Source organism: Marinobacter sp. (assembly GCF_041687235.1).
Lineage (GTDB): Bacteria > Pseudomonadota > Gammaproteobacteria > Pseudomonadales > Oleiphilaceae > Marinobacter.
The window spans coordinates 51,860-77,481 of sequence record NZ_JAWLCH010000006.1 but is presented as its reverse complement, the minus strand read 5'-3'; the positions used below and the strand labels follow the sequence as shown (position 1 = coordinate 77,481).

The 25,622-nt window shown below is 57.8% G+C and carries 25 protein-coding genes and 1 other RNA gene; 5 read left to right on the top strand and 21 right to left on the bottom strand.

The window, feature by feature from the left end:
* Positions 1–29: 29 nt before the first annotated feature.
* The 21 genes from ACESMK_RS10345 to ACESMK_RS10245 form a co-directional block, all read right to left on the bottom strand.
* A complete protein-coding gene (locus ACESMK_RS10345) occupies positions 30–1,013 on the bottom strand; it encodes an AgmX/PglI C-terminal domain-containing protein (RefSeq protein WP_372997929.1) in 984 nt (327 codons plus the stop codon).
* The gene (locus tag ACESMK_RS10340) at positions 1,006–1,494 is read right to left on the bottom strand and encodes an ExbD/TolR family protein (RefSeq protein ID WP_372997927.1); all 489 of its coding nucleotides are present in this window, start codon (positions 1,492–1,494) and stop codon (positions 1,006–1,008) included. The genes ACESMK_RS10345 and ACESMK_RS10340 overlap by 8 nt, the downstream gene beginning before the upstream one ends.
* Positions 1,491–2,021 carry an ExbD/TolR family protein gene (locus tag ACESMK_RS10335; RefSeq protein ID WP_372997925.1) on the bottom strand — a complete coding sequence of 177 codons (531 nt, stop codon included), beginning with the start codon at positions 2,019–2,021 and terminating at the stop codon, positions 1,491–1,493. The genes ACESMK_RS10340 and ACESMK_RS10335 overlap by 4 nt, the downstream gene beginning before the upstream one ends.
* A gap of 9 nt (positions 2,022–2,030) precedes the next feature.
* Positions 2,031–2,702: a MotA/TolQ/ExbB proton channel family protein gene (locus ACESMK_RS10330; RefSeq protein ID WP_372997923.1), complete on the bottom strand. Its 672-nt coding sequence runs from the start codon at positions 2,700–2,702 to the stop codon at positions 2,031–2,033.
* Between the two features lie 16 nt (positions 2,703–2,718).
* Positions 2,719–3,066 carry a hypothetical protein gene (locus ACESMK_RS10325; protein ID WP_372997921.1) on the bottom strand — a complete coding sequence of 116 codons (348 nt, stop codon included), beginning with the start codon at positions 3,064–3,066 and terminating at the stop codon, positions 2,719–2,721.
* Positions 3,067–3,549, bottom strand: a complete 483-nt coding sequence (locus tag ACESMK_RS10320; protein WP_372997919.1) for a tetratricopeptide repeat protein — start codon at positions 3,547–3,549, stop codon at positions 3,067–3,069.
* Complete coding sequence (locus tag ACESMK_RS10315; protein WP_372997917.1) at positions 3,539–6,346, bottom strand: tetratricopeptide repeat protein; 2,808 nt, start codon at positions 6,344–6,346, stop codon at positions 3,539–3,541. Before ACESMK_RS10315 ends, ACESMK_RS10320 begins: the two co-directional genes overlap by 11 nt.
* Positions 6,343–7,749 carry a tetratricopeptide repeat protein gene (locus ACESMK_RS10310; RefSeq protein WP_372997915.1) on the bottom strand — a complete coding sequence of 469 codons (1,407 nt, stop codon included), beginning with the start codon at positions 7,747–7,749 and terminating at the stop codon, positions 6,343–6,345. Before ACESMK_RS10310 ends, ACESMK_RS10315 begins: the two co-directional genes overlap by 4 nt.
* A 6-nt stretch (positions 7,750–7,755) precedes the next feature.
* Positions 7,756–8,304, bottom strand: a complete 549-nt coding sequence (locus ACESMK_RS10305) for an AraC family transcriptional regulator (RefSeq protein ID WP_372997913.1) — start codon at positions 8,302–8,304, stop codon at positions 7,756–7,758.
* A gap of 347 nt (positions 8,305–8,651) precedes the next feature.
* Positions 8,652–9,830: a vWA domain-containing protein gene (locus ACESMK_RS10300; RefSeq protein WP_372997911.1), complete on the bottom strand. Its 1,179-nt coding sequence runs from the start codon at positions 9,828–9,830 to the stop codon at positions 8,652–8,654.
* A gap of 34 nt (positions 9,831–9,864) precedes the next feature.
* Positions 9,865–10,707: an AAA family ATPase gene (locus ACESMK_RS10295; protein ID WP_104321524.1), complete on the bottom strand. Its 843-nt coding sequence runs from the start codon at positions 10,705–10,707 to the stop codon at positions 9,865–9,867.
* A gap of 17 nt (positions 10,708–10,724) precedes the next feature.
* Positions 10,725–12,884 (bottom strand): VWA domain-containing protein, encoded by a 2,160-nt coding sequence (locus ACESMK_RS10290; protein ID WP_372997909.1) that lies wholly within the window; start codon positions 12,882–12,884, stop codon positions 10,725–10,727.
* 39 nt (positions 12,885–12,923) lie between these two features.
* On the bottom strand, positions 12,924–13,268 hold the full coding sequence (locus ACESMK_RS10285) for a hypothetical protein (protein WP_372997907.1): 345 nt from the start codon (positions 13,266–13,268) through the stop codon (positions 12,924–12,926).
* On the bottom strand, positions 13,268–13,714 hold the full coding sequence (locus tag ACESMK_RS10280; protein WP_372997905.1) for a YcgN family cysteine cluster protein: 447 nt from the start codon (positions 13,712–13,714) through the stop codon (positions 13,268–13,270). The genes ACESMK_RS10285 and ACESMK_RS10280 overlap by 1 nt, the downstream gene beginning before the upstream one ends.
* Positions 13,711–14,004 (bottom strand): YcgL domain-containing protein, encoded by a 294-nt coding sequence (locus ACESMK_RS10275; protein WP_372997903.1) that lies wholly within the window; start codon positions 14,002–14,004, stop codon positions 13,711–13,713. Before ACESMK_RS10275 ends, ACESMK_RS10280 begins: the two co-directional genes overlap by 4 nt.
* Positions 14,001–15,158 (bottom strand): ribonuclease D, encoded by a 1,158-nt coding sequence (locus tag ACESMK_RS10270; RefSeq protein ID WP_372997901.1) that lies wholly within the window; start codon positions 15,156–15,158, stop codon positions 14,001–14,003. The genes ACESMK_RS10275 and ACESMK_RS10270 overlap by 4 nt, the downstream gene beginning before the upstream one ends.
* A 32-nt stretch (positions 15,159–15,190) precedes the next feature.
* Positions 15,191–15,793 (bottom strand): recombination mediator RecR, encoded by a 603-nt coding sequence (recR, locus tag ACESMK_RS10265; RefSeq protein WP_372997899.1) that lies wholly within the window; start codon positions 15,791–15,793, stop codon positions 15,191–15,193.
* A gap of 31 nt (positions 15,794–15,824) precedes the next feature.
* Positions 15,825–16,148, bottom strand: a complete 324-nt coding sequence (locus ACESMK_RS10260; RefSeq protein ID WP_372997897.1) for a YbaB/EbfC family nucleoid-associated protein — start codon at positions 16,146–16,148, stop codon at positions 15,825–15,827.
* 3 nt (positions 16,149–16,151) lie between these two features.
* Positions 16,152–17,984: a DNA polymerase III subunit gamma/tau gene (gene dnaX, locus ACESMK_RS10255; RefSeq protein WP_372997895.1), complete on the bottom strand. Its 1,833-nt coding sequence runs from the start codon at positions 17,982–17,984 to the stop codon at positions 16,152–16,154.
* 152 nt (positions 17,985–18,136) lie between these two features.
* An RNA gene (gene ffs, locus ACESMK_RS10250) (signal recognition particle sRNA small type) lies at positions 18,137–18,233 on the bottom strand.
* A gap of 109 nt (positions 18,234–18,342) precedes the next feature.
* A complete protein-coding gene (locus ACESMK_RS10245) occupies positions 18,343–19,092 on the bottom strand; it encodes a 2OG-Fe(II) oxygenase (RefSeq protein ID WP_372997893.1) in 750 nt (249 codons plus the stop codon).
* 118 nt (positions 19,093–19,210) lie between these two features.
* Between ACESMK_RS10245 and ACESMK_RS10240 the strand changes: the two genes are divergently transcribed.
* The 5 genes from ACESMK_RS10240 (at position 19,211) to prsR (ending at position 25,588) form a co-directional block, all read left to right on the top strand.
* Complete coding sequence (locus ACESMK_RS10240; RefSeq protein ID WP_372997891.1) at positions 19,211–20,134, top strand: D-hexose-6-phosphate mutarotase; 924 nt, start codon at positions 19,211–19,213, stop codon at positions 20,132–20,134.
* The gene (locus ACESMK_RS10235; protein ID WP_372997889.1) at positions 20,131–20,946 is read left to right on the top strand and encodes a lysophospholipid acyltransferase family protein; all 816 of its coding nucleotides are present in this window, start codon (positions 20,131–20,133) and stop codon (positions 20,944–20,946) included. The genes ACESMK_RS10240 and ACESMK_RS10235 overlap by 4 nt, the downstream gene beginning before the upstream one ends.
* The gene (locus ACESMK_RS10230; protein WP_372997887.1) at positions 20,946–21,893 is read left to right on the top strand and encodes an SDR family oxidoreductase; all 948 of its coding nucleotides are present in this window, start codon (positions 20,946–20,948) and stop codon (positions 21,891–21,893) included. Before ACESMK_RS10235 ends, ACESMK_RS10230 begins: the two co-directional genes overlap by 1 nt.
* An 83-nt stretch (positions 21,894–21,976) precedes the next feature.
* Positions 21,977–24,112, top strand: a complete 2,136-nt coding sequence (gene prsK, locus ACESMK_RS10225) for an XrtA/PEP-CTERM system histidine kinase PrsK (protein ID WP_372997885.1) — start codon at positions 21,977–21,979, stop codon at positions 24,110–24,112.
* 102 nt (positions 24,113–24,214) lie between these two features.
* Entirely contained in the window at positions 24,215–25,588 is a 1,374-nt protein-coding gene (gene prsR, locus ACESMK_RS10220; RefSeq protein ID WP_372997883.1) for a PEP-CTERM-box response regulator transcription factor, read from the top strand.
* Positions 25,589–25,622: the final 34 nt, after the last annotated feature.

Sequence of the window (25,622 nt, the reverse complement as noted above, 5' to 3'; positions counted from 1 at the left end):
AGCCTCAGCCAGTTGCCCGATTCGTTTCGTCAGCCTGGCAGGAAATCAATCGGGAACCGGACTTTTCGTGCCTCAACGTTGTCGGCCCCGAAATTGAACAACCGCACTCGCATGGCAATCCGCTGCTCCAGGGACGGATGCTCCAGCTCTGAACTGACCACCTCGCAGGCAGAAACCGAGCCATCCGGCTCAATGACCAGTTCCAGCAAAACCTTGCCCTCAAGCGTCGGGTCCTGCCTCAACTCACGGCGGTACAGGGAGTAGAGCGCGGTTTTCTGGGCATCAAATACTTTCCGGATATTGCTCATGGCCCGCTCGTCGACAGAAGGTGCCGCCTTATCCTGCCTGGACGCCACCTCCGGGGTTTCCTCAACGGGCGCTTCGACTTTCTTCACTTGGTGTTTGGCCACATCCACATTGGTCTCCGGCGCGGCCACATCTTCAACCCCGCCACTTCCGCCAAGTACCTGCCGGGAGTCGTCGGCCGAGTTCACCGGTTCGACCGAGTCCGACCGGGTATTGACTGCAAACTCCCGGGCCTGGGTCGGCTCGGGCGCCCGGAGTGAGGCAAGCTTGTCTCTCATGGCAAGCAGACCAGAACGGGACGCTTTTTCCCGGGCCTGTTCGGCCGTTTGTTGTGGCTTTGGGTCCGGAACTGTCTGAGGTTCCGGGGCAGGCTCGGGGTCAACCCTGGCCACTTCCGGTTCCGGCTCCGCCGGTTTCTCCTTCTGCACTTTCGGTTCGGGCTCGGGTTCCGGCTCTGGTTCTGGCTGGACCGGCTCCGGTGGCATCACCGGTTTCGGCTTTTCCACCAGGCGTGCAAGCCTGGGAGGTACCTTCTCGGCCTCACTACGCTCAATCTCCGGCACCTCCAGCATTGGGATCAGAAACGCCGGCGGCAGAAACAGTGCCAGCATCGCCACCAGGATGCCGGCAAACCTCCGGCGCTCGCCCGCGTCACGACTCCATGGCAGCCCTGAACCGGCCACCGGGGATACTCCGTTCTCAGCCATTACGGACCTCCCCTTCCACAGCAAGCCGTACCTGTCGATATTGTTCATCCACACAGGTCTGCATGACCTTGCGAAGCAATCGGTAGTCCGTGTCCCGACCGGCCATGATGGTCACCTCGAGCCCTTCCTCGGGAATCTCGGACCAGCGGTTCCGCCGCCATGAAAGTTCTTCCGACAAACCCGCGATAAAAGTGTCACCGGTCTCGATCCCCTCCAGCCTTGCCACTTCAGTGCCCTGGACCAGAATGGCGTTGCCCGTCACCCGGACAGTCAGATTCTCAACGGCCTCCTGCTGAGCCGTGGACTTGGGCAGTGGCACATCCGCGGTGTTCTGCATGACCTTGACATCCGAGGAATTTACCATCAGGAAGAACACCAGGATGGTGAAAATATCCATCAACGACACCAGGTTCAGGCCTCCGGGCTTGTGCATCCGGCCGTAATGTCGACGAATTCTTTTTGCCTTACGGGAAGTCTTCACACGCCCTCCCCTGATTCAGCCCTGGCGTTCGCAGCGAGCTGTCTGTCCTCAGGCGCATCCATCAGGGAAACGTCCGGAAACAGCTCTCCTTCAACCACACTGGCTGCGACCACCGCCGGATAGGAACGAACGATATCCATCGCTGTCACCAACGTCTGGTAATCGATGTCCGGTCCAACTTCCAGTACCAGATCGGTTTTCTCAGGCACCCGGTTCTTGATTTGCCGCAGCACCTGGCGAAGGCTCTCGAAATCCTGACCTCCCTGATCCACCGGAAGCACCCGGATAAGCCCGCGATCGCTGTCAGCAATCTCGATACCCTGGGGAATCAGGGTCACCACGAGACGGAACTCCTGGGGGTCCGGCGCCTGCCCCGCGTCCATTCCGGGGAAATTGAGCTCGATCATCCGGACCTGACTGAACACCATGCCCAGCAAAAGAACAGGCACCAGCACAATCATGAGATTGAGAAAGGCGGTTATGTCCAGTTCCGGCGATGTACTTAACCTGCGGTGTCTGCGTCTCATGGCATTGACTCAGGCCGCGGATGACCGGGCATCAGAACCCGCCACAGGGCTGGCTGCCGGATCTGAAACAATATTGAGCAGCTTCACTCCGGCCATTTCAAAACTGTCGACAATTTCGTTGGTACGGGTTTGCAGTACCGCATGAAACATCAGCAGGGGGATGGCCGACATCAACCCGAAGGCCGTGGTGTTCATCGCAACAGAAATACTCTCGGACAGCAGGCTGGCTTTCTGGGAAGGGTCTGCCGCTGCTACGGCGGTAAAAGCCGCGATCAGACCAATAATGGTGCCAAGCAGGCCAAGGAGCGTCGCGATATTGGCAAGGGTTGCAAGGTACTGGGTGCGTTTCTCGAGGCGCGGCAGAACTTCCATCAGCCCCTCTTCCATGGCGTATTCGATATCTTCCCGCCGGCTGTTACTGAGCAGCCGGCCAATGCCTGCCCCCATGATCGATGCAATAGCACTGTCGGAGTTGCTGGCGGCCTTCATGGCCCGCTGGTAATCCCGCTTCCTGAGCAGTGGCAGGATGCCTCGCTCAAAGGCAATGCGGTTGCGTCGCCTCACGGCCGAGAGATAAAAGAACCGCTCCAGGGTTATGGCCAGGCCCAGCGCCAGTACGATCGCGATGGGGTACATGAAGGGCCCGCCTTCCTGGAAAAAACGTACGATGGTGTCGAGCATGATTGTTCTCCCGTTATTACTGCGCAGTCACGGCTGAGTCTCCGAGGGGACTCAGGATCAGAGGGTTAAGGTTTTCACGAAACAGACGGTGACGTTCAAAGGCCACCGGATCAGCCGGGCGGACCAGCTCCGGGGCCTCATCATTCAGATCGGCCCTTGGCCGTCTGGGCAGGCTCGGGGCCTGCCAGGGCAATATGTAGAGAACCCGCGGCTCGTCTTCGCCAAGACTGGCGGACAGACCTTCAACACTGAGCCGGACCGCTTCATCCTGGCCGGCATCCGCCCGGGTAAGTGGCAGAACCAATAAGGCCGCCAATACTGCACCGCAAAGAATGTTTTTCTGGTTTCCCCGGAAATTGGCCATTTATTCCAGCCTCCGCTCGAGATCCGCAATCCAACCGGCAACCCGCTGGTCATCCTCTTCGGTCAGTTGACGATAGCGGTTGTAGTGAACCAGCGCCGTTTCCAGGTCCAGCAGATAAAGTTCGGCGATAACGGCGAGGTTGAAGTGCAGTTCCGCTACGTCCGGTGAGTGGGCAATGCCCGTTTCAAGCAATGTTGCTGCCTCGGAGAACCGGTGCCGATCCTTAAGCAACAGGGCAAGGTTGTTCACGGTAACGGCATTGGTCGGGTCCAACTCCACAGCCTTTTGCCAGGCTTCCACTGCCGCGGTTTTGCGGCCGGCCTCGAGGGCCTTCCGGCCTTCGTCTTCATAACTTTCCGCCAGTTCCGGGTTGGTGCTTACCGGCGTTTCTGGCTGCCGGACTTCCTGCCCGGCACAACCGGCCAGGAACACCAGCAGGAAGGTCCAGATCAACCCTGTCTTAAGCAACGGATTACACGCCATCGGTCGACTCCATGTTCCAGCTCAGCCACTTCACACTCCGCTCGTAACGCCCCGGATGCAGTTCCGCAAGCACACCAAGGCTGCGACCGATCCAGGCGTCATACCCCTGTGAGGTAATCCGCCGGTGATTGTCCGTGTGCAACTGAATGGCCTTCTCTTCGAATGGATAGGCCTCTTCCTCAAGCAGCATCTGGTATTGCATGGCCTCGAGTTCGTTCAGGTCTGCCGGTACCGTTGAAGCCATCAGGTCTTTTGCCAGCCCCCGGTAGAGTTCAGCCCGCCGAAACAGGGACTCGGACCGGACGCGCTCACCGCCCAGAGCCTCGGCATCCAGGAATCGCTGTCGAGCGGTTTCCAGCGCCTTCTGCTTGCGGCTCAGGGATTGTTCGAGAGGCTGGCTCAACCCGATACTCGTGAACGCTGCGGCTGCCCGGGCGCCGAGCACCAGTGAAGCCCTCGATGCCCAGTCAAGGGTAAGAGTGCTGTGCCACTGGCTATCCAGCTCTGCCTGGACCAGTACTTGCCGCCAGTGGTCCGGATCGTCACCCGCTTCCACCAGACGATGGCGCATGGTCTGAAGCCGTTCGTGTTCGGCGCCATCCTCCGCCTCCGGCCTGGTTGCCAGGTAATCCCGGTAAAGGGCGTTTCGCTCGGCCAGGTTACCGGCATCATGAAGCAGCTCCGCCGCCCGGAGGCGCAGGGGCCATGGCTTGGGATGATGGTCTGAGGCCTGGAGCAATTCTGAAGCAGCCTGGGTCGGCTTACCGGATTCAATCCAGGCGTGGACCAGCTTTTCACTGATACCAGACGTCAGCTCATGTCCGGGATGGTCCGCTCGGAAGGTTTCCAGATCCCTGACCGCTGCCGTCCAATCCGATGCCCTGAGCAGCGTATTGGCGGCATCGTAGCGCGCCCGTATAGCGATCTCCGAGCCCGGTAACACGGAATCCACGCGCCGGAAATGACCCACGGCCTCTCCGAGCCTGCCATTGGATGCTGCGACCTCCCCTTGTCGATAGACCACCGTGGCGAGTTGTGCCCGAATAACACCAATCTGTTCGTTGGCCTCTTTCGCGAGCGCATCGCTTTCCGCGAGCTCCAGCGCCTGGTTCCAGGCACGTTCGGCGAGACCATAGTCACCTTCTTCCTGCCGGATCCTGGCTGTCACCTGCCAGGCTGAATATCGCTCTGCCGGCGATGCCCCCGGTGTGGTGAGGACCCTCGAACCATAATCCAGTGCCAGTTGACGATCACCAGCGTCCAGCCACCGGGAAGCCAGATCGGCCATCAGGCCGGAGGCCCGGTTATCTTCCGGGAAATAGCCTGTAAACCGGTCGGCTTCATCAGACAGTTCCTGCAAACCCGGGCTGAACGCCGGGCCCGCGCGCATCTGATCGACCCCGTCCCTCAGCAGGGTAACGGCAGCCCAGCCGGCATCAGCGGCCTCTGGGTACCCGGCCGTTTCATAGGCAGCCTTGCGGAAATCCACCAGAGCTTCCGGGAAATTACCCGCCTGCAATCGGGCATCTCCGGCAAGGCGCAAAACCTCTCCACTCTGCCCGACCCGCCCCGCAAGCCCTTCATAGTATGTTGCAGCCCGGGCGAAGCCGGATTCGGCTCTGTCCTTCTGCCCCTGATCCGCAGCGCGGGTAGCCCGATCATAATGGTAATCCGCCAGCTGCCTGCTGAAACTCCGCCACTGGTCTTTCTGGCCCCCATCCAGACCGGCGTAGTCTGTATCCTTGCTGTAGCTCTCAACGAATTCGGCTCGGGCCATGCGAACCTGCTCCGGTTCGCCGGCAGCGGCCCAGACATCCACCACCTGTAACCGGAAGGCAGGTATGGCTGGATGACCGGGCGAGTAGCGGATGAAGGCACGATTGGTGGCAACACTCTCCCCGGTCTCGCCCCGGATGGCGTAGTAATCCGCAAGCCGGTCAAACAGCAGGTGTTCCCAGGGCCGCTGCCTGGCCTCATCCAGCCAGGAAACCAGTGTTTCCGGCCCACCCTTGCGGGCCGCCATCAGCGCCAGGACCCGAAAGGTATCATCAATGGTATCAACGCTGGACTCACTGACTGCCCCAAGGCTCTGCTCTTCGGGCAGGAATTCGTCGAGAACCGCCACGAATGTTTCAGCCGCCCGGTCCCAGGCAGCCGGGCCCTGTTTGAACTGACTCCAGCCCAGCATATACCTGGCCTTGGTACTGAACTCCCCACTATCGTCGGATTCAATCAGTTGTCGGTAGCCGCTTTCCGCTTCGGTGTACTGCCCCTCTGCAAAGGCGGATTCCGCCAGCCGGAACCGCGCCTCCGGAACCAGAGGCGATGCCGGGTAAAGCCCGACCAGTTGCTTCAGTCGTTGTGTCGACGCCTCCTGCTGCCCGGTCAGGGCATGGGCCTTGGCCATCTGGTACAGCAGTTCATCCAGCCTTCCGCCATAAGAACCCCGCGCAAGGATCGATTCATAACTACTGATGGCCTCGCTGTAGACCTTCTCCTCTTCGGCCGGAGAAAGTCCGACGTCCTCCCCTGAACGGTCCCGAATGTTGTTCAGGCGGTTAAGGGCATCAATCCGCACCTCGGGCTCATCAGACTTCCTGAACAGACGATGGTAACGCCGGGCAACTTCAGAGGGGGAAATGGCCGGCATCGGTCTGCTTTCGAACGTGAGGAACACCGGGCGCATATCTCCGATGGTCTCGCCGTCACGGCCAAGTTCCACGCGAAAGGATTCCTGGGCCATGACAGGAGCCACCATCAGCAGGAAAAGACAAACACTGTGGATCGGCCGGCTCATGGTTTTGCCTCCCCAAGATTCTCAAGGGCGAGGTACTCGTAAAGGTGGGCAATCTGCTGTTCAGTCTTGTCCAGAGCAAAAGCCATCTGCTGATCCCGCGATTCAACATAGCCAAGGGCCAGTTCGTCCAGGGCCGATTCGGCCTTTTCCAGAAGGCCTTGCACGGAAGAGGCCAGAAGATCATTCTGCTGTTTCAGCGCCAGAGCCTCCCGACGCATTTTCTCCAGCGTTTCCGGGTGCACGGACGCCCGACTCTGCAGCTGCTGCAGGCGAATCTGGGCATCAGAGAGTGTTTTCTGAAGATCGCCGAGGCGATCCTTGTGGCTGGAACCGGCTTTCATTGTCAGTCGCTGAACCGTGGCGTCCAGCTCCTCCCCCTGGGCTGACAGGGAAGCCGTGCTTTTGCGTGCGTCCTGCTGGCGGATGCTGGCCAGCTGTTCTGTCAAGGCACCCTGGAACACCTCCAGATCCTGACCGTACCGTGCCAGTTTCGCCGCCATCGCCTGGAGTGCGGCTACCCGCCCGGCTGCCCGTTGCACGGCTGGATCTTCCATGAACCCCAGAAGGTAAGCCATCCGGGGTTGAGTAAGGGTACGGCTATCGGACAGAAACCAGTCCACACCGGTGTCTCGCGCATCCTCCACCAGGGTTTTGTAGGCACCATTCTGGCGGATCTTCGTGGCCAACTCCCGCAGTGTCACCCTTTCACTCTCGAAGGCGGCATTGGCCGCCAGATAAGCCTCCCCGGCCTGTCCGAGAAAGCCAGAGAGATCGTAGCCACGGCCCATACCAATCCAGGCGTCCGCTACACCCGGATAGGCTAACGGGTACTTCCTGGCCCGGTGCCAGCTCTGCATCGCGGCGCGATGGTTGCCTTTTCCCGCCAGTGCCAGGCCGTGAAGGTAGAGTGCCCGGGGCGTGTTGAAACTGTCCAGATCGACTCTCTCCAGAAACCCGATGGCTTTGTCGAACTCGCCATGTTGATAGGCCAGATAGCCCGCCCGGACCAGCAGATTATTTCTCAAATGCTGACTACGATCAGAAACCGTGTCGCCCTCTGACATCGCCAGGGCAACCCGCAGGGCGACCAGTGCCCTCGCCGGGTTCAGGTCGGTCTTCGCGTAATCGCTGGCAAGATTCAGGTAACCCAGCGCCGCCCAGTAACCTTCCTTCATACCCGCGAGGATGCGTCCTGCCTCGTCTGTACGCCCTTCAGACCTCGCCTTTTCAGCGGTTTCAAAGAGCGTTCGTTGGCGACTATCCCCAAGATCAACGCCAACGCCGGCGGATTGCCGAAACAGCTCAAGGCCCGCGCGGACATCCTCTGGCAGCGCAGGCGATGCGGCCGCCGGACCACTGGTAAACAGCAGAGGCATACAGATCAGCAGGACCCGGAGAATCATGGCGCCCTACTCCCACTCCACGAACGAAACTCTGGGTTCGTAATCCGGCGAGCGGGCCTCCAGGCTCATTTGTAGCCGGAGCACACCCGGACGCTTTCTGAACCGGTGGGTGGTTTCCCGACGCACGAAATCCTCGTTGGCGGAACGGGCGGTAATTACCGTCTTCAGCTCATGCTCGCCGTTCGCAAGGTTTCCGGTGAAGAGCTGCTGGATTCCGCCGCGTTCAAGCGAATTGCGCTCTCTTTCTGAATAAAGATGGGAAGCAACTGGCTTGCCGTTAACGAATAGCTCCACAGAATCAAGATCAAGGGCGTCACGGCTTTGAAGTGTCAGAAAAACTGCCAGTCGGGTATTCGCGGGATGCAACAGCCTTTGCTCAAGGGCAAATACACTCTCGGAGTGGTTGGCAACCCGGGCACTGAGCCGCTCAATTTCCTCATCGAGCCCGGCCGCAGCCGACGCCGATGAGATCAACGGCATCAGAACCAGTAATCCGATTGCCACCGCCCTGAGATGTTCTATCCGGCGCTTTTGTGCTTGTTGTGTGCCGAACATAAGCCTCCTGCCTTTGTAGACTCTGTAACCCATGCAAACTTCTGTAACAGATCGGAAGAAAGCGTAACACTTGGTAACCGCCAAGAACGGTATCCAGATCACCAAATGAGAAACGCGAGCCAGGGGGATAAAGCGTATAAAAAGTGTCGATTTATTTGACGGAGTTCAGGAGGGGGAAAGCGGCAGCAACGCAGAACGCGCACCACGGAACTTTTAAACAACTGTTTTAGTTGGTTTTAATCCAACTGGCCCTGTATTTGCTGATGGGAAAGCGGCGGGAATGCCTTCAGGCAACCCCGCTTGATATGCCGAGCTTTGCCGATGCCCTCAACCGCATCGGCTTTTTTTTATTTGCTCAACTGCTTCATGGCCGACTCAAGGCCCTCGACGGTGAGCGGGTACATGTGATCGTTAACGAGTTGTTTCGTCATGCCCAATGAACCACCGCTACCCCAGTAACTCTCCGGGAGTGGATTGATCCACACAACCTTGCGGAAGTGCTCGGTGATGCGCTGGAACCAGGTGGCGCCTGCTTCCTCGTTCCAGTGCTCGATGGAGCCACCGGGATGGGAGATTTCATAGGGCGCCATGGTCGCGTCGCCGACAAAGATCACCTTGTAGTCGGGCGTGTACTTGTGAAGGATGTCCCAGGTGCTGGTGGTTTCGTTCATCCGGCGGATGTTGTTCTTCCAGACACTTTCATAGATGAAGTTGTGGAAGTAAAAGTATTCCATGTGCTTGAACTCAAGCCGTGCGGCCGAGAACAGCTCTTCACACACACGGACATGGGGATCCATCGAGCCGCCCACGTCAAAGAAAATCAGCACCTTCACGGCATTATGCCGCTCGGGCACCATCTTCAGGTCCAGATAGCCGGCATTGCGGGCCGTTGAACGAATGGTATCGTCCATGTCCAGCTGGTCCGCTGCGCCCTGGCGGGCGAATTTCCTCAGCCGACGCAGTGCGACCTTGATGTTGCGTATTCCGAGCGTAACGCTGTCATCGAGATCCTTGAACTCTCGTTTTTCCCAGACTTTCACGGCCCGGCCGTGGCGGCCATTCTTCTGGCCGATCCGGAAGCCTTCCGGGTTATAACCATTGGCTCCGAACGGGGACGTGCCGCCTGTGCCAATCCATTTGTTACCACCGGCATGGCGCTCCTGCTGCTCTTCCATCCGTTTCTTGAAGGTTTCGATCAGCTCCTCAAGGCCTCCCAGAGAATCAATCTTGGCCTTCTCTTCCTCAGACAGATGCTTCTCGAACTCCGCCCTCAACCAGTCGTCCGGAATCAGGGCTTCCAGAAGGTCGTCGAGGTTCTCGATGCCTTCAAAATAAGCCTGAAAGGCACGGTCAAACTTGTCGAAGTGGCGCTCGTCCTTGACCAGACAGAGACGGGACAGGTAATAAAAATCTTCCATATCCGCAAAGGCAAGCCGCTTCTGCAGGGCTTCCAGCAGATCCAGAAATTCCCTGAGACTGGCAGGGACCTTTGCGCGCCGGACTTCGAGAAAAAAATCAATCAACATAAAACGGGGCTCTTGCCAATGTTCTTGCCGGGAATCAGCTGCGGCGACGTGCCATAAAGGCGAGCTTCTGCAACAGGTGCACATCCTGCTCGTTCTTCACCAGGGCACCGTACAGGGGCGGCAACGCCGAGCTGGTATCTTTCTCCTGCAACATTTTCGCCGACAGCTCGTCAGCCATCAGCAGTTTCAGCCAGTCAATCAGCTCCGAGGTGGACGGCTTCTTTTTCAGGCCCGGGACCTTGCGCACATCGAAGAAGACTTCCAGGGCATCACGAACGATTTCCTGCTGCAAGCCCGGGAAATGCACATCCACGATGTTCTGCATGGTGTCGTGGTCCGGGAAGCTGATGTAATGGAAGAAGCAGCGACGCAGGAACGCATCCGGCAGCTCCTTCTCGTTGTTACTGGTGATCACCACGATCGGGCGTTTCTTTGCCTTGACTAACTTCTGGGTCTCGTAGACAAAAAACTCCATCCGGTCGAGTTCCAGCAAAAGGTCGTTGGGGAATTCGATATCCGCCTTGTCGATCTCATCGATCAGCAGCACCACCTGCTCGTCAGCTTCGAACGCCTCCCAAAGCTTGCCCTTCACGATGTAGTTACTGATGTCCTTCACTTTCTCATCGCCAAGCTGGGAGTCCCTCAGGCGGGAAACCGCATCGTACTCGTACAACCCTTGCTGGGCCTTGGTGGTGGACTTGATGTGCCAGGGAATCAGCCTCATACCCAGACCAGCGGCCATTTCCTCCGCCAGCAGGGTTTTCCCGGTGCCCGGCTCGCCCTTGATCAACAGCGGGCGCTGGAGCGCAATCGCCGCATTGACGGCCATCTGCAGGTCATCGGTGGCTACGTACTTCTCGGTACCGGTAAACTTCATGGTCTGGTTCCTGTTGGTTACTTTTTCTGGTCTTTCTGATCAGGCTTCTTCTTCGGATCGTCATCGGGCAATCCGGATTCTTCCTGATCATAATCGGGTAAGTCATCAAATTCGGACAGATCAAAGTCCTCAAGCCCGAACTCTTCATCATCATCGTCTGGTGCGTCAGCGTCAGAGGGATCGGCGACATCTTCCAGTTCCGGGATATTCTCATCCGTATCCTCGGCCTCTTCCTCAACCGGAGTGCTTGCTACAGGGATGTCGTCCTCCGACTCCTCCAATGAATCCAGCCCGGCTTCGGCCTGAGAATCGTCTTCTGCCTTCAGGGCAGCCTCGTGCTCATCGATCACCGCTTCCAGCTCAGACATATCGTCTTCTGCCGATTCCTCGGTGACCTCAGGAATTTCCTCAGCCTCGAGACGTTCCTCAGGTTCGGGCTCCTGCGTTCCTTCTGGCTCTGGCTCAGCTTCTGGCTCTGGCTCAGCTTCTGGCTCTGGCTCTGGCTCTGGTTCTGGGGCCGGCTCGTCCTCCAGATCCTCCACCGTTTCTCGTTCAGCCGCGGCTTCCGCCTGCTCCTCCTGCCGCTGCTTACGCTGTCGAAGCGCAAACCAGATCAGGCCTGCAATAACCACCAGGCCACCAGCCGCTGCCCCAACCATCCACATGGGCATGGCAAAAGCGCCTTCAGATTCCTCCGGCTCGGCGGCTTCATCCTCGGGTTCCTGTGCAACCGGATCCGCCGGCTCTTCCGCCTGGCTTACGTCAATTGGAGAAGCAACCTCTGATTCAGGTTCGGCTTCCGTCGGGGCGGACTCCGGCTCAGACTCTTCCGTAGCCGGCTCCGTAACTTCAGGTTCGGCCGGCTCTGCTGGCTGATCAACCGGATCTGCAGGTAGAGCGCCCTCGGGCACCGTATACCCGACAGTTGCGCTGAACTTGCGGCTGAACGTCTGGCCATCGGCCACCACATCAAAGGTGTAGAGGCCCGCAGAAGGCAAACGACTCACGGTATCCCGGTAGGTGCCATCCTCCGGTGGTTGCTCGCCAGTCAGTATCTTGGTTCCACTCCGTCCATCTTGCGACGTAATGCTCAGGCTGACCTCAAGCACACCCAGGAAATCCGGATTGGTGATTTTCTCCTGCTCTTCGAAGAACCCAACCCGAATGTTGAGCGGATTCTCTTCCGTAAACGCGGTCGGCAAGGGACTGACCACCATTCTGAGATCGCTGACAACCGTTACCCGGCTACCCTCGCCCAGCTCGCCATTGATACGCCACTCCCCGGCCAACGGCTCATTAACGGTAATCAGGTCATAGCCGGCTTCCCTGGCCCAGCGAACGTTGTCGGGAAAGTCCGAGAGGTTAATCATCTGGTCATCAGGGCGAACCAATGCCAGTTCCCGGGTGGCGGACGTTTCCGCGTCACCCCAGAAAATCAGGGCGGTAAATTCGTTGACACCCTCATCAACGGTAAAGCCATTGCCCTCGATGGGAATCTGTTCCTGAGGCACGGCCGTGTTCAGCGCCTGGAGGAAGGCAAGGTTGAGGGCATCCGCCGTTTCAGCTACCTGGAAACGGCCGCCAGACTGCGTGGCCAGGGCTTTCAGAAAGTCGGTATCGGCGGCCTCGGACAGCGCGACCGGATGGAAGGTCGCGCCTCGCTCGATAAGATCTGCCACAACCGTACCCAGAATTCGCTGTTCTTCGGCGGCATTGGTCGCGGAATCGTCGGAGATATCGACCTTACCGTCCGTCAGCAGGATAAAGTGGCTCTGGCTCAGGTCCCCGTCGGTAAAGTAATCATCGCTGGCGGTTTCAATGGCTGCACCGAGGTTCGTTCTCAGCGCAACCGAATTGATCTGGCCAGACCGCTCGATCGCCATTTCCCGCCATTGATCGTCCACTTCCCGATGCGGCACCAACATGTTGACATACTGGCCAAAGGTCCAGATGCCGGCACTGGCCCCTTCCGGCAAAAGCCTCGCCAGAAGGCGAACCGCGGGCTGGCGCAAATTCTCCGGATCGGTCTCTTTCATGGACCCCGAGATATCCACAACGATCCGGACATCGGACTGTTCCGGAAGCTGAACGTCGTCCATCTCCTGGGCGCTGAGGGCCACTGGCAGATTCAACGCAAGGGCGAGCGTAAACAGGCTTAACCATCTCGGTATTGTCATTCTCAAGGCTTCCATCCTTTCTTTTTATGGTTTTCCGGATTACTTGCGAACCAGACGGTAGCGAACAAGATCCAGTACCCAGACCAGCAGCATCGCCAGGCCGGCCAGGCCAAGATTGAACAGGGCACGGCCAGCGGCGTCGGCGTCTCCCAGGATCAGTTCATAACCGCCAAACAACCACGCCGGTATCCACCAGCCGGCAAGATCCGGAGATTCGACCGGAGTAAGTAACAAGGCCACCAGGGCCGCAAGGATCAAGGTCCGAACCCCATAAAAAGGGAGGAAGCGAGTCAGGCTCTTCATCATGTAAAAGAACACGACAAAGGCAATGGCGTAGGCGGCCCAGAAAATTCCGTAAGCCAGTTGTGCATCGTTATCAATCATTACAGGATCCAGTGAATGATGTGTTCTTCCCAGTCTTCTTCTGGTACCCGGTCCTCCGAGACCGCCTTGTGGCGGATGGAAACCCCCGCATCGTGCACCGATTCCGGGTCCCCGCTTCTCAGCGGATGCCATTCCGCCAGTGGCCGCTGCTCTGCCAGGGTCCGGTAGGCGCAGGTATAAGGCAACCAATGGTAGTCGTTGACCGTACCCGGTGTCAGCACCGTACAGCCCGGCACCTTCTGCAGCCGTTCTTCATAGACGGTGCATTGGCAGGTTTCGCCGTCCATATAACGACATACCAGATCGGTATGGTAAACCTCACCGGTGTCTTCATCTTCCAGCTTGTTCAGACAACACTTACCACAACCGTCGCAAAGGGACTCCCATTCCGCTGGGGTCATTTCATGCAGGCGTTTGCGCTGCCAGAAGGGTACCTGGGCAATCATGGGTTGCGCTGATTCAACTTGCGCTTGAAATCCACCACATACCCCTCCTGTTCTTCCGGCATCTGGAGAAAGAAGTCTTTCTCACCGATGGCCTCAAGCACCTGTTGTCCGGTGGTTCTTGCCAGCTTCCGATCCGGTGTCAGCACCAGGTCCATAGAATGAACCGGCTGGCCGAAAATGCCCCGCAGGCTCTCGGGAAGCTCTTCCCATTTCTGTCCTCGGCGGACAAACAGGTAGGTGTCGTTCTTTTTGCTGCTTCGGAAAACAGAGACAAATTCGCGTTCTTTCATGACCGCAATAATTCCTCAATTTCGGCGCGAACCGGCGCGAGAATCTGCGCCCGCCAGCCCTGGAAAAATTCGTGTTGCGCCAGGTCTGGTTGCTGGACAACCTTCTCAAGACGCTTCCTTGGAGCCAGCAATTCCATCGGAATATCAGCATCTTCCGCCGCTTTCCTGAAAAGCCGCTTTAACTGTTTGAAAAAGCCCTGCTGATCCCGGGACAACGGCGGCGCAATCCGTTCAAGAGATGAATTATCCGCGGTCGATCCCCGGCTAACAAGTTCGATCAGGGTGTCGCCGTAACGTCGAACTGCGCCCGAAGGCACGCCCTGAATGTTGGAAAGCTCCCTGAGGGAGCCTGGCAGTCGTTCCGCAATGGCAATCAGTAAGGCATCTGCCAGCACACGATTCCTGGGCCGGTCCCGCCGCTGGCATTCCAGTTCCCGCCAGCGAACCAGCTCCCTGAGCACTCCCTGTTGCTGGGCAGTCAGTGTCCAGCCGCCACGCAGTTTCAGGTAGTGATTGTCGGGATCCTCCTGGCCCGCCAGTTCATTGGCAAAGCGCGCGGATTCCTCGGCCAGGGCGGCCTCCAATCCACGATCCTGCAGCAACCTGGTAACCCAGTGGTACATGGGCTCCAGAAACCGGATATCGTCAATGGCGTAACGTTGCTGGGCATCACTGAGCGGCCGTGCGAGCCAGTCGGACCGGGTGGCGGACTTGTCCAGCGCCTCGCCGAACAGGGTTTCCACCAGTTTCGCATAGCCCAGGGAGAATCCCGCGCCGGCCATGGCAGCACCTATTTGCAGATCCACCACACCGGCGGGCTCCAGCGCAAGCCACTGCCGGAACAGCTCCAGATCTTCGCTCATGGCGTACAGCAGCTTTGGCGTGTCGGGGTCCGTCAGTACTTCCCGAAAACGGCGGGACTGCTCGGCAACCGACGGATCCACCAAGCAGAATTCGCCATCCAGCCCAAGCTGAACCAACCCCGGAATGGGGTAAAAGGTGTTCACCCGCTCAAATTCGGTATCCAGGGCCAGCGGTTTGCCCGGTGCGCGGTCCAGCCATTGATCCAGCGCTGCCGGCTCCCGGACCCAGTGAATGCTGGCTGGTGCCGGGGGAACGTCAACAGCCGCAGCGGCCTGGGCAGAAATATCCATAAGAATGCCTGGTAAGAGTTATTCGGTCAGAGTCAGTCGGACAGTGGCTTGCGGCCCCGAAAGGCGTGAGTCAGCGTGAAGCCGTCCACGTAGCCCAGCTCTCCTCCCACCGGAATGCCATGGGCAAGCCTGGTGATCAGGATTTCCTGGCCATCGAGACGATCGGCGATGTAGTGGGCCGTTGCTTCACCTTCCACCGTCGGGTTGGTTGCCAGTATCAGCTCGGTTACGCCCTCGTCGCGGATTCGCCTCAGTAATCGCTCAATGCCGATCTCTTCAGGCCCGACGCCATCGATCGGCGACAGGTGCCCCATCAGCACGAAATAGCCGCCGCGGTAATCACCGGCCTGTTCAATAGCGAGCAGATCCGACGGGCTTTCAACCACACAGAGAGTTCCCGTGCGCCGCTGGGGGTTGTCACAGATGCCGCAGATTTCGGTGTCTGCAAAATTCTGGCAGCTCTCACAGCGACGGACACCACTCATGGCCTGGCTCAGCGCTTCCGACAGGCGGGTGCCACCGGAACGGCCACGTTCCAGCAAATGGAAGGCCATGCGCTGGGCAGTCTTCTGGCCAACGCCCGGGAGGCAACGAAGGGATTCTACAAGCTCATCAACCAGGGGGCTGAACGCCATGAAAGGTCCTCAAACGACTGCAGGATAAAATTCAGAACGGCATCTTGAATCCGGGGGGCATGCCCATGCCGGACATCATACCGGACATCTTGTCTTTCTGATTCGCCTCCACGCGCCGCACGGCATCGTTCACCGCCGCTGCAAGGAGGTCTTCGAGAATGTCTTTTTCTTCGGACATCAGGGATGGGTCGATGTCCACTTTACGCACGTCATGGCGACCGTTCATGGTGACCTTGACCAGCCCGGCACCGGCTTCACCGGTGACCTCCGCCTTGGCAATTTCTTCCTGGGCCTTTTGCATCTCTTCCTGCATTTTCTGGGCCTTTTTCATCAAGTCGCCCATATTATTCATCATGCCTTATCTCCTGCTTGTCTCGACCGGCCGGATACTCTCTTCGACTACCCGCGCCTCAAATCGTTCAACGATAGACTGTACGACCGGATCCTTGCGAATGGACGCCTCCGCCGCTTCCTGGCGGGCTTTTCGCTGGCGCTCCTCATAGGCCGCCGGTGTATGAGGACCGGGATCGCCCGGCTCTATACGTAACTGAATGGCGTCGCCGAAGTGATTTCTCAAGGCGGCCAGGATCTTTTCCTCGTGCCGGCTGTTCAGAAGCCGCGCGTGTCCTTCGTCGATGGTCAGCGTTATGGTTTCGCCATCCTGGGACATGGCGCCGTGACTGGCCAGGTTTCCGGGCATACCCACAATACCCAGACTCCGGAAATCCCGGTGCCAGACAAAGTCGCCAGCAGGCTCTGGTTCTGGCCCTGACAATGACTCGGGCGCGGGCTCCGGCTCGGGAGGCAGCGCGGAATCAGGTGCTGACTCCGGCACTGGCGCCGCATCTGGAACTGCCGGCGGAGTGAACTCCTGAGCTATCTCAGGCTCCGAGTAGGCCTCTGCGTCCGGATAAGACTCCAAATCCGGATACGAAACCTGATCGGGAACGGGTTCCGGCATTGGTGGAGGTTCTGGCGGCCCGGCACTCGGTTCCGGCGCAGATTCCGGACCAACTGTTGACGCAGGTGCCGGGTCGGGCTCATCCCGGGGCTCGGATGCCGCAGACTGACCGCCGGAGCTTATTGCCGGCGGCTCGCGCCTGTCAGCACCCGGCCGGAAGGCAAGCATCCGCAGCAGGGTCATCTCAAAGCCCATCCGGGCATCCGGCGTAATCGTAAGATCTTTCCGACCGATCAATGCAGACTGATAGAACAGCTGGGCGTCCTCGGCACTGAGTTTGCGGGCCAGGGCCTGGACCTGGTCGGCATCACCGAGGGCGTTATCGGCACTCCCAGGAACCACCTGCTCCATGGTGACCCGGTGGAAGAGCGAAAGCAGGTCCGCAAGGATCACACTGTAATCCGGTGCAAAATCGGAAATCCGGCTGATCTCAGCCAGCAGGGCCGGACCGTCGCCATCAACCAGCGCATTGACGATGCGCTCAATATCGCGCTGATCAATAGTGCCCAGCATGTTACTGACATCACTGGCCGCCAGCTTCTGATTGCCAAAGGCGATGGCCTGATCGGTCAGGCTCAACGCATCCCGCATACTGCCATCGGCAGCACGGGCCAGAAGCCACAGGGCCGGTTCCTCGAACGGAATCTCCTCGGCACCCAGCACATGCCGGAGATGACCGGCAATGTGTTCCGGTGTCATCCGCTTGAGATTGAACTGCAGGCACCGGGACAGCACGGTTACCGGTAACTTCTGGGGATCCGTCGTCGCCAGCAGGAACTTGACGTGTTCCGGCGGTTCTTCAAGGGTTTTCAGGAAGGCGTTAAACGACTGGTTCGTCAGCATGTGCACCTCGTCAATGAGGTACACCTTGAAGCGGCCGCGGGTAGGTGCGTACTGGACGTTGTCGGTCAGTTCCCGCATATCGTCGACGCCAGTGCGAGAGGCGGCATCGATTTCGATAAGGTCAACAAACCGGCCTTCCTGGATCTCCTGACAGCTGGAACATTCACCACAGGGATTGGGGGTAACACCGGTTTCGCAATTCAGGCAGCGGGCGAGCAGGCGGCCGATCGTTGTTTTGCCTACCCCACGAGTACCGGTAAACAGGTAAGCGTGGTGCAGACGCTGGCTCTCCAGGGCGTGAATCAACGCCTGGAGCACGTGTTCCTGGCCCACCATGTCCTCGAAGGTCCGTGGGCGCCATTTACGGGCAAGTACCTGGTAGCTCATGTTCCGCCAACTGCAGTTAAAAACGGCTCTAACCTTAGCACGGACGACGATCTATAAGAAGCAGACTTGGTTCCCGAAACAGGCAGAAAAGCGCTTGGGTATCGAGAGAAATCAGAGGGATAAAAACAACACAGAAGAGAAACTGGGGGTGACTCCATCAGCGACACCCCGGCACACAATTCCACCGCTGCGGCTGCTCCCTTCCGGGCCTGACCGGGTTCACGGTTTCATGTTGCGGAGGCACCAATGGAGCCACCATAACGGCGTTTCAGGACAATTCCCTGAAAGCGGCGCGCATATTAGCAAAAGGGGTTGCACACTACAATGACAAATCCGCGTGCCTGCCAGACAGCCCTTTCTATAAAGGCAGCGGCACCTCATCCTGGCGGAACCAGCAAGCCAGGCTGTAGCGCGTCCGGTTTGCCGGCAAGACCTCGTGAGGGACCTCCTCACTCATGAACAAGGCTATGCGTCCTGCCTCGGGCAGCACGGTGCCGCACACCTCACGATCGTTATCCCGGTTGAACACCTGAAGCGCACCACCGTCTGCGGCCTGCCAGTCATCGTTCAGGTACAGCACCAGACTGACGACCCGGGATGCCCTGCCCCGAAAACTGTCCAGGTGCTTCTTGTAGAAATCACCGGAATGATAGGTCGCATAGTGGGTCTCGAATCGTTTCAGCCCAAGAAACAGCCTCTGGTTCAGGCCCTGACGAATCGCCTCAAAGAACTCGAACAGCGCCGCCTGGGGTGCAGTGACGCCCTGCAACCAGGCGATCCTGTCGCGACGCACCGAACGGTCCCGCACCAGATCATTGCCACGCCCGATGCCGGCTTTTTTCATGGCGTCTGTGCGATCCAGAATCTGCACTTCCTGTTTCAGGGCCGCCAGCAGGGTAGCACCCAGCCTCGAGCGGGCATCCAGAGACATCCAGCCATGCTCACTCAGCCCAACAGCGATTTCATCCAGCCAGACCCCTGATACGGCCTCCTGACAATCCTTCGGTACATTCACTGGCAGAACATCACTACCCGCAACAGCGCCCTGCACGCTATGCAACGGCGTGACCAGGGGATCATTAATCGGGGTAATAACCGGCGTTTCCATCGGCGGGCCTCGTACGAATTTTGAGCGTATTTTAGGCGCAATTCTCGCCGGAGCGGCAGTTTTAATTTACTCTCTGTATAAGCGAATACACTTAACCGGTTCCACTTAGCAGATACCCATGTCAGAAAGCAGTAACAGGCCACCGATTTCTCTTTCGCCGGGCCAATGGTCCTTCACGCGCTGGAAAACCATCGGGCAACTGGAAGCCCTTGAGGTGAACCACCCTTTGTTCCAGGCCACCCTGTTTCTCCAGGGCGCTCACCTGGCGCGCTTCACCCCCCAGGATGAAGCAGACTGGCTGTGGATGAGCCCCACCGCCCGGTACGAACCCGGCCGTGCGATCCGTGGCGGAATCCCCGTTTGCTGGCCGTGGTTTGGCGATCCGGCCCGGAATGCGCCGGAAGTACGCAAGCGGATTCACACCGAAAGCGCCCATGGTTTTGCCCGAACTGCGCTCTGGAAGCTGGAGGACGTCCGGGAAAGCGCCCATGAAGTTGAGATCAGCCTGTCCCTGGATGCCAACGAGGACTTCAGCGACGTCTGGACCGGCCACGCACTCGCCCTGCTCACCTTCAGTTTTTCCATCCGGGGCTGCCAACTGGCCCTGACCACAACAAACCTGGGGAACGACACCATGGCCTTTACCCAGGCACTTCACACCTATTTCCCCACCAGCGACATCACACGCACTCGAGTCCTGGGCCTGGGCAACAGCCAGTACATCGACACCCTGGATAACTGGGAATACCGGCATCAGGAAGGGCCGGTGTATTTCGAGGGCGAAACCGACCGCATTTACGAGAGCGGCGAGCCCCTGACGATTGTCACACCCCGAGCAGGTCGCAAACTCTCGGCAGTCGGCAGTGATTCCACGGTGGTCTGGAACCCGGGGCCAGCCAAGGCAGCAAAACTGTCGGATTTTCCGGATACGGCCTGGCAGTCCATGCTGTGCGTCGAAACCGCCAATGCCGGAAGCGATTATCGGGTGCTTAATAGCGGACAAAGCCACACTTTAGGCGTATTCATCGGAAGGAAATCATGAGCCTGGCATCGTTTCTGAAGTCCCGACTCGTTCCCGCGGAACTGGACGAGCACATCAACCGCATTCGCAAACCCATCGGGAGCCTCGGTTACGACCCCTGGGGCTACAACAACGAAGCCATCAAATACGGGCTCTCGATCACCAAACAGATCTACGAGAAATACTTCCGGGTACAGGCCCATGGCGTTGAAAACATCCCCGCCGAGGGGCCGGTGCTGATTATTGCCAACCACAGCGGACAACTGCCTATCGACGGCCTGCTGATTGGCTATGCCCTCGCCTCCCGGGAAAAAGATGCCCGCATTCCCAGGGCGATGATTGAACGCTTCTTTCCCACCGTACCCTGGCTGGGTAACCTGCTGAATGAAGTTGGGGCTGTATTGGGGGACCCGGTTAACTGCGCCAAGATGCTCGCCAATGACGAAGCCGTTATCGTGTTCCCCGAAGGCGTGCGCGGTTCCGGAAAGCTCTACCAGGACCGCTACCAGCTCAAGCGGTTCGGCAACGGCTTCATGCACCTGGCCATGAAGTACAAGGCACCAATCGTGCCCGTCGGCGTGGTGGGCTGCGAGGAAACGATTCCGGCCATTGCCAATATCAAGCCCCTGGCGAAGGCCCTCGGCATCCCCTACGCGCCGGTTGCCATGCCCGTGGTGCTGCCGGCGAAAGTACACCTGAACTTCGGAGCCCCGATGTACTTTGACGATCTGGAAATCCCGGAAGAACAGGTCACCGAGCGGGTGGAAACGGTCAAGGCGGAAATCAGCCGTCTGATCGACAAGGGACTGAGTGAACGAAAAAGGCTTTTCTGATGACCGAAAAACGCAGACCGCACATTCTCATTACCGGTGCCGCCGGCGCCCTCGCCCAACAGGTCATCGAACAGCTCCGGGACACCTGCGATCTGGTCGCCGTGGATTTCCGGGAACAGGTCTACCTGGGGGACGACATCCCCAGCTACTGCATCGATTTCAACAAGCGGGTGTTCGAGGATCTGTTCCGGCGCTACCAGTTCGATGGCGTGATCCACATGGGCCGGATCATGTCCAGCCAGCTCACCCGCATGCGTCGTTATAACGCCAATGTGCTGGGCACCCAGAAACTGCTGGACCTGAGCCACAAGTACGGCATCAAGCGCGTCGTGGTGCTCTCCACGTTCCACGTATACGGAGCGGTGGCCTACAACCCCGCACTCATTGATGAATCCGCCCCGCTGAAAAGCGCGGGGCTCAGTGCTGACCTGATTGACTCCGTGGAACTGGAGAACCTGGCCAACATTTACCTGTGGCGCTACCCGGAACTGAACATCACCATCCTGCGCCCCTGCAATATCGTGGGCCCGGGCGTGCGTAACACCATCAGCACCCTGCTGGCCAGCGAGCGAGCGCCGGTGTTGGCGGGCTTTTCGCCGATGATGCAGTTTATCCACATTGATGACATGGCCGATGCCATTGTCCTGGCGTATAAAAAACCGACACGTGGCGTGTACAACGTGGCTCCGCAGGACTGGGTGGCGTACCAGCACGCGCTCAAGCTTTGTGGATGCAAGCGGATTCAGGTGCCCTCCATCCCACCGATGATTCCGAAGATGATACTTGGCACCCTGAAGCTGAAGAGTTTTCCGTCCTACCTGATGGCGTTCTTCAAGTATCCGGTAGTGATTGACGGGCGGGCGTTTGCCAGGGAATTCGGGTTTGAGCCGAAGCGGCCGCTGAAGGAGATTTTCCGGTTTTATCGGGAGAATAAGAGGCCGGTTTAGGTCAATAGCGGCTACATAAGTTACGCTAGAACACAATCAAGACTATTCTTGGACAGGGATTTCTTTTTTTCGGGGTGCCAGGCATGTTCAGCAACATGGACGTACTCAGCTACTCGCTGGCAGCGATTACGTTCGGGCTCTTGGCGATATTGGTAGCAACGCGCTACTTACGCCGGGGCGTTGACAGAGCGCTCGCGCTTGCAGCGGCCGTAACCGCCATTTGGGCCTCGTCACTGGTCAGCCAAAGCCTGTGGGGTAACCCCGGCTTTGAGCTTCGCTATCTTATTGAACTTCTCCGGGATGCTTCCTGGATTTATCTGCTGTTTACACTGCTCAAGGACGGCCTCAGCGAAAACAAGCTCGCTGCCAAGGTAAAAAAGGTCCTAGGCGGGAGCGCAGTAATCCTGCTTATCGTTCTTCTGGGAATCGGTCTTGTAGAGCATCTTTCGGAAGTCGACATTGCCACCGGCAAAGTCAAATTGCTTGGGCAGATCGGCCTTGCCCTTCTCGGTTTGTCGCTGGTGGAACAAATCTGGCGCAACTCACCAAGTTTCGGACGCTCAAGCATCAAGTATATATGCATCGGCGTTGCCACCATCTTTGCCTTTGACTTCTTCATGTATGCCGACGCCCTGCTTTTTGGCCAGGTCGCTGACTCGTTCTGGAGCGCCAGAGGGTTTATAAACGCCCTGCTCACCCCATTGTTCGCCGTTAACGTCATCAACACCCGCAAACAACCGGTAGACTTCCAGTTATCCCGCTCAGCTGTGTTTCACGCCGGCACCCTGGTTTTTGCAGGTGGTTACCTCCTGTTCCTGGCGCTTGGCGGCTACTACGTCCGCGTTATTGGCGGTGATTGGGGCGATGCCCTCCAGGTCCTGTTCTTTACAATCTCCCTGGTATTCCTGGTAACACTTCTACTTTCCCGTCGCATCCGTGCCAAACTGATGGTGCTGATCAGTCAGAATTTCTTCGACTACAAATACGATTACCGGGAAGAGTGGCTAAAAATGACCCGGGAACTGGCCGACCTCAGCGACGATCCTCCCTTGCCCGAACGGGTAATCCGCATGCTGGCAGGCCTGGTTGAAAGCAACGCTGGCGCAATCTGGTTAATTGGCGAACAGGACGCTTACACTCTCAAGGCAGCCGTAAACCTCTCCACACCCAAGTACACCATGATCGATAGCGATTCGGAACTCGTGCGCTTTTTCCAGGATCGAGAGTGGATAGTGGACCTCCAGGAGTACAAATCTGACCCCGTCAGCTACAACCTGCTCGAAATTCCGGATGCCATCGCCAAGACACCGGACGGTTGGCTGATCATTCCTCTTTACCTTGGCAACGAGCTCTATGGTATGGCATTGGTCGGCAATCCTTACGCCCGGGTGGAATTGAACTGGGAGAATTTTGATCTGATCAAAGTGGTCGCCCGCCAGACAACCAACCTCCTCGCCCAGGCCGATGCCCAGAATCGCTTATCTCGTGCCATGCAGTTCGAAGCGGTCAGCAAAGCATCGGCGTTCATGGTTCATGACCTGAAAACGGTCATTGCCCAGCTATCGCTGCTTGTGAAAAACGCACCCAAACACCGGGACAACCCTGCATTCATAGACGACATGATCAATACCACCGAACATGCCGTTCGCAAGATGTCGAACCTGGTGGACCACATTCGCAAACCTGCCTCCGAAGACGACAGCAAACAAACACCCGTTAACCTGACTCAACTGGTTGAAGACCTGATAAGTGACCATCAACACCGCTTGCCGGCACCTCTGCTTGAGGGAACCACGCCAGACGTAATGATCAAAGCCGAAGCAGAACAACTCCGTAACGTTCTGGGACATCTAATCCAGAACGCCCAGGATGCGACACCGCCCGATGGTGAGATCGTCCTGAATCTCAAAATCGCCAAGGGGAACGTCGTGCTCTTTATCCAGGATACCGGGAGCGGCATGACAGAAGAGTTTATTAACGGCCAGCTTTTCAAGCCCTTTGCCAGCACAAAAGGGCTCACAGGGATGGGCATCGGGGCCTATCAGGCCCGGGAGTACATCCAGAAACTCGGCGGCAATATCGATGTCACCAGTGAGCCAGGAATTGGCTCCTGCTTTTCCGTTCGTATACCGCTGGCGAATGAAAAGTCTGCCTTGAGCGATGTTCGTTCATTAGAGCCTGTTTCTGATGCTCAAGGCCCGGTTCAAAGCGCCAATTAATTGGCCCCGGCAAAGAGAAAGGCAAACCAGCATTGCAAAGTGTCAATGTTCAGTTGAGAATCAGTGGTGCGGAAACATCTACAAAAAGGACTTGTTGCTGTTGTGACCAGAAGACTCTTAATCGTAGAAGATGACCCAGGCCTTCAGAGCCAGATGCGCTGGTGCTTCAGTGAAGAGCTGGACGTATCTGTTGCCACAGACAGAGAAGCGGCCCTAACCTGCCTGAGACGTGAAGAACCGGAGGTGGTAACTCTTGACCTTGGCCTTCCCCCAGATCCGGGAGGTGCCAGCGAAGGCTTCAGGCTGCTTGAGGACATTCTTCAATTGGCACCGATGACCAAAGTGATCGTCGTAACCGGTCGTGAAGACAAAGAAAACGCAGTAAAAGCGATCGGCATGGGCGCCTCGGACTTTTACCAGAAGCCATTGGACGCCGATATCCTGACCTTTGTCGTCAACCGCGCGTTCAGGCTTGCCGAGCTGGAAAAGGAAAACCGTGAACTCTTTTTGCGAGAAGACGGAGCCAACATCAGGGGCATCGTCGCCTCAAGCCCGCAGATGCTTTCTGTGTGCAGAACACTCGAAAAAGTTGCACCCACAGACGTAACCACACTCATTACCGGCGAAACAGGCACAGGCAAAGAACTATTGGCCCGCGCCCTTCACGATCTCAGTCACCGGTCGGACAAGCCTTTTGCTGCAATAAACTGTGCCGCCATCCCGGAGAATCTGCTGGAAAGTGAACTTTTCGGGTTCGAGAAGGGCTCCTTCACGGGGGCCACGCAATCGAAAAAAGGCAAAATCGAGAGTGCCAACGGAGGCACATTGTTCCTGGATGAAATTGGCGACATGCCCATGGCCTTGCAAGCCAAATTGCTCCGCTTTCTCCAGGAGCGTGTCGTTGACAGGGTCGGTTCTGTTAATCCGGTGCCTGTGGACGTCCGCGTTGTCTGCGCAACACACCGCGATGTCAGGCAACTTATTGAGAGCGGCGATTTTAGGGAAGATCTTTATTACAGAATCAGCGAGATCACCCTTGATGTGCCCGCCGTGCGCGAACGAGATGGGGATGCCCTGGTCATTGCACAGTCTTTGCTGAAATCTCTGGGCAAACAAATGGACCGCCCCAACCTTTGCTTCAGCGAAGATGCGGTGAATGCCATCAGTTCCTACCCCTGGCCCGGCAATGTCCGTGAAATGATCAACAAGATCAAACGAGCAACCATCATGGCTGAAGGCAAAAGGGTAACCGCAGAAGACCTTGAACTTCCCTGCCAGGAGGATGTCAGCAATCTACAACTGAATCTGAGGCAGGTGAGAGAAAGAGCGGAACGGCAGGCAATAGTACAAGCCCTCAGAACCAGCAACTTCAATATGGCTCAAGCGTCAAGGCTGCTGGGCGTAACCCGCCCTACTCTATACAACCTCACCGATAAATATCGAATCGAAACGTCTCAAGACACCTCCAAAGCCTGAGAAAAGGTCAAGAAGTGAAGGACTCGAACAACAA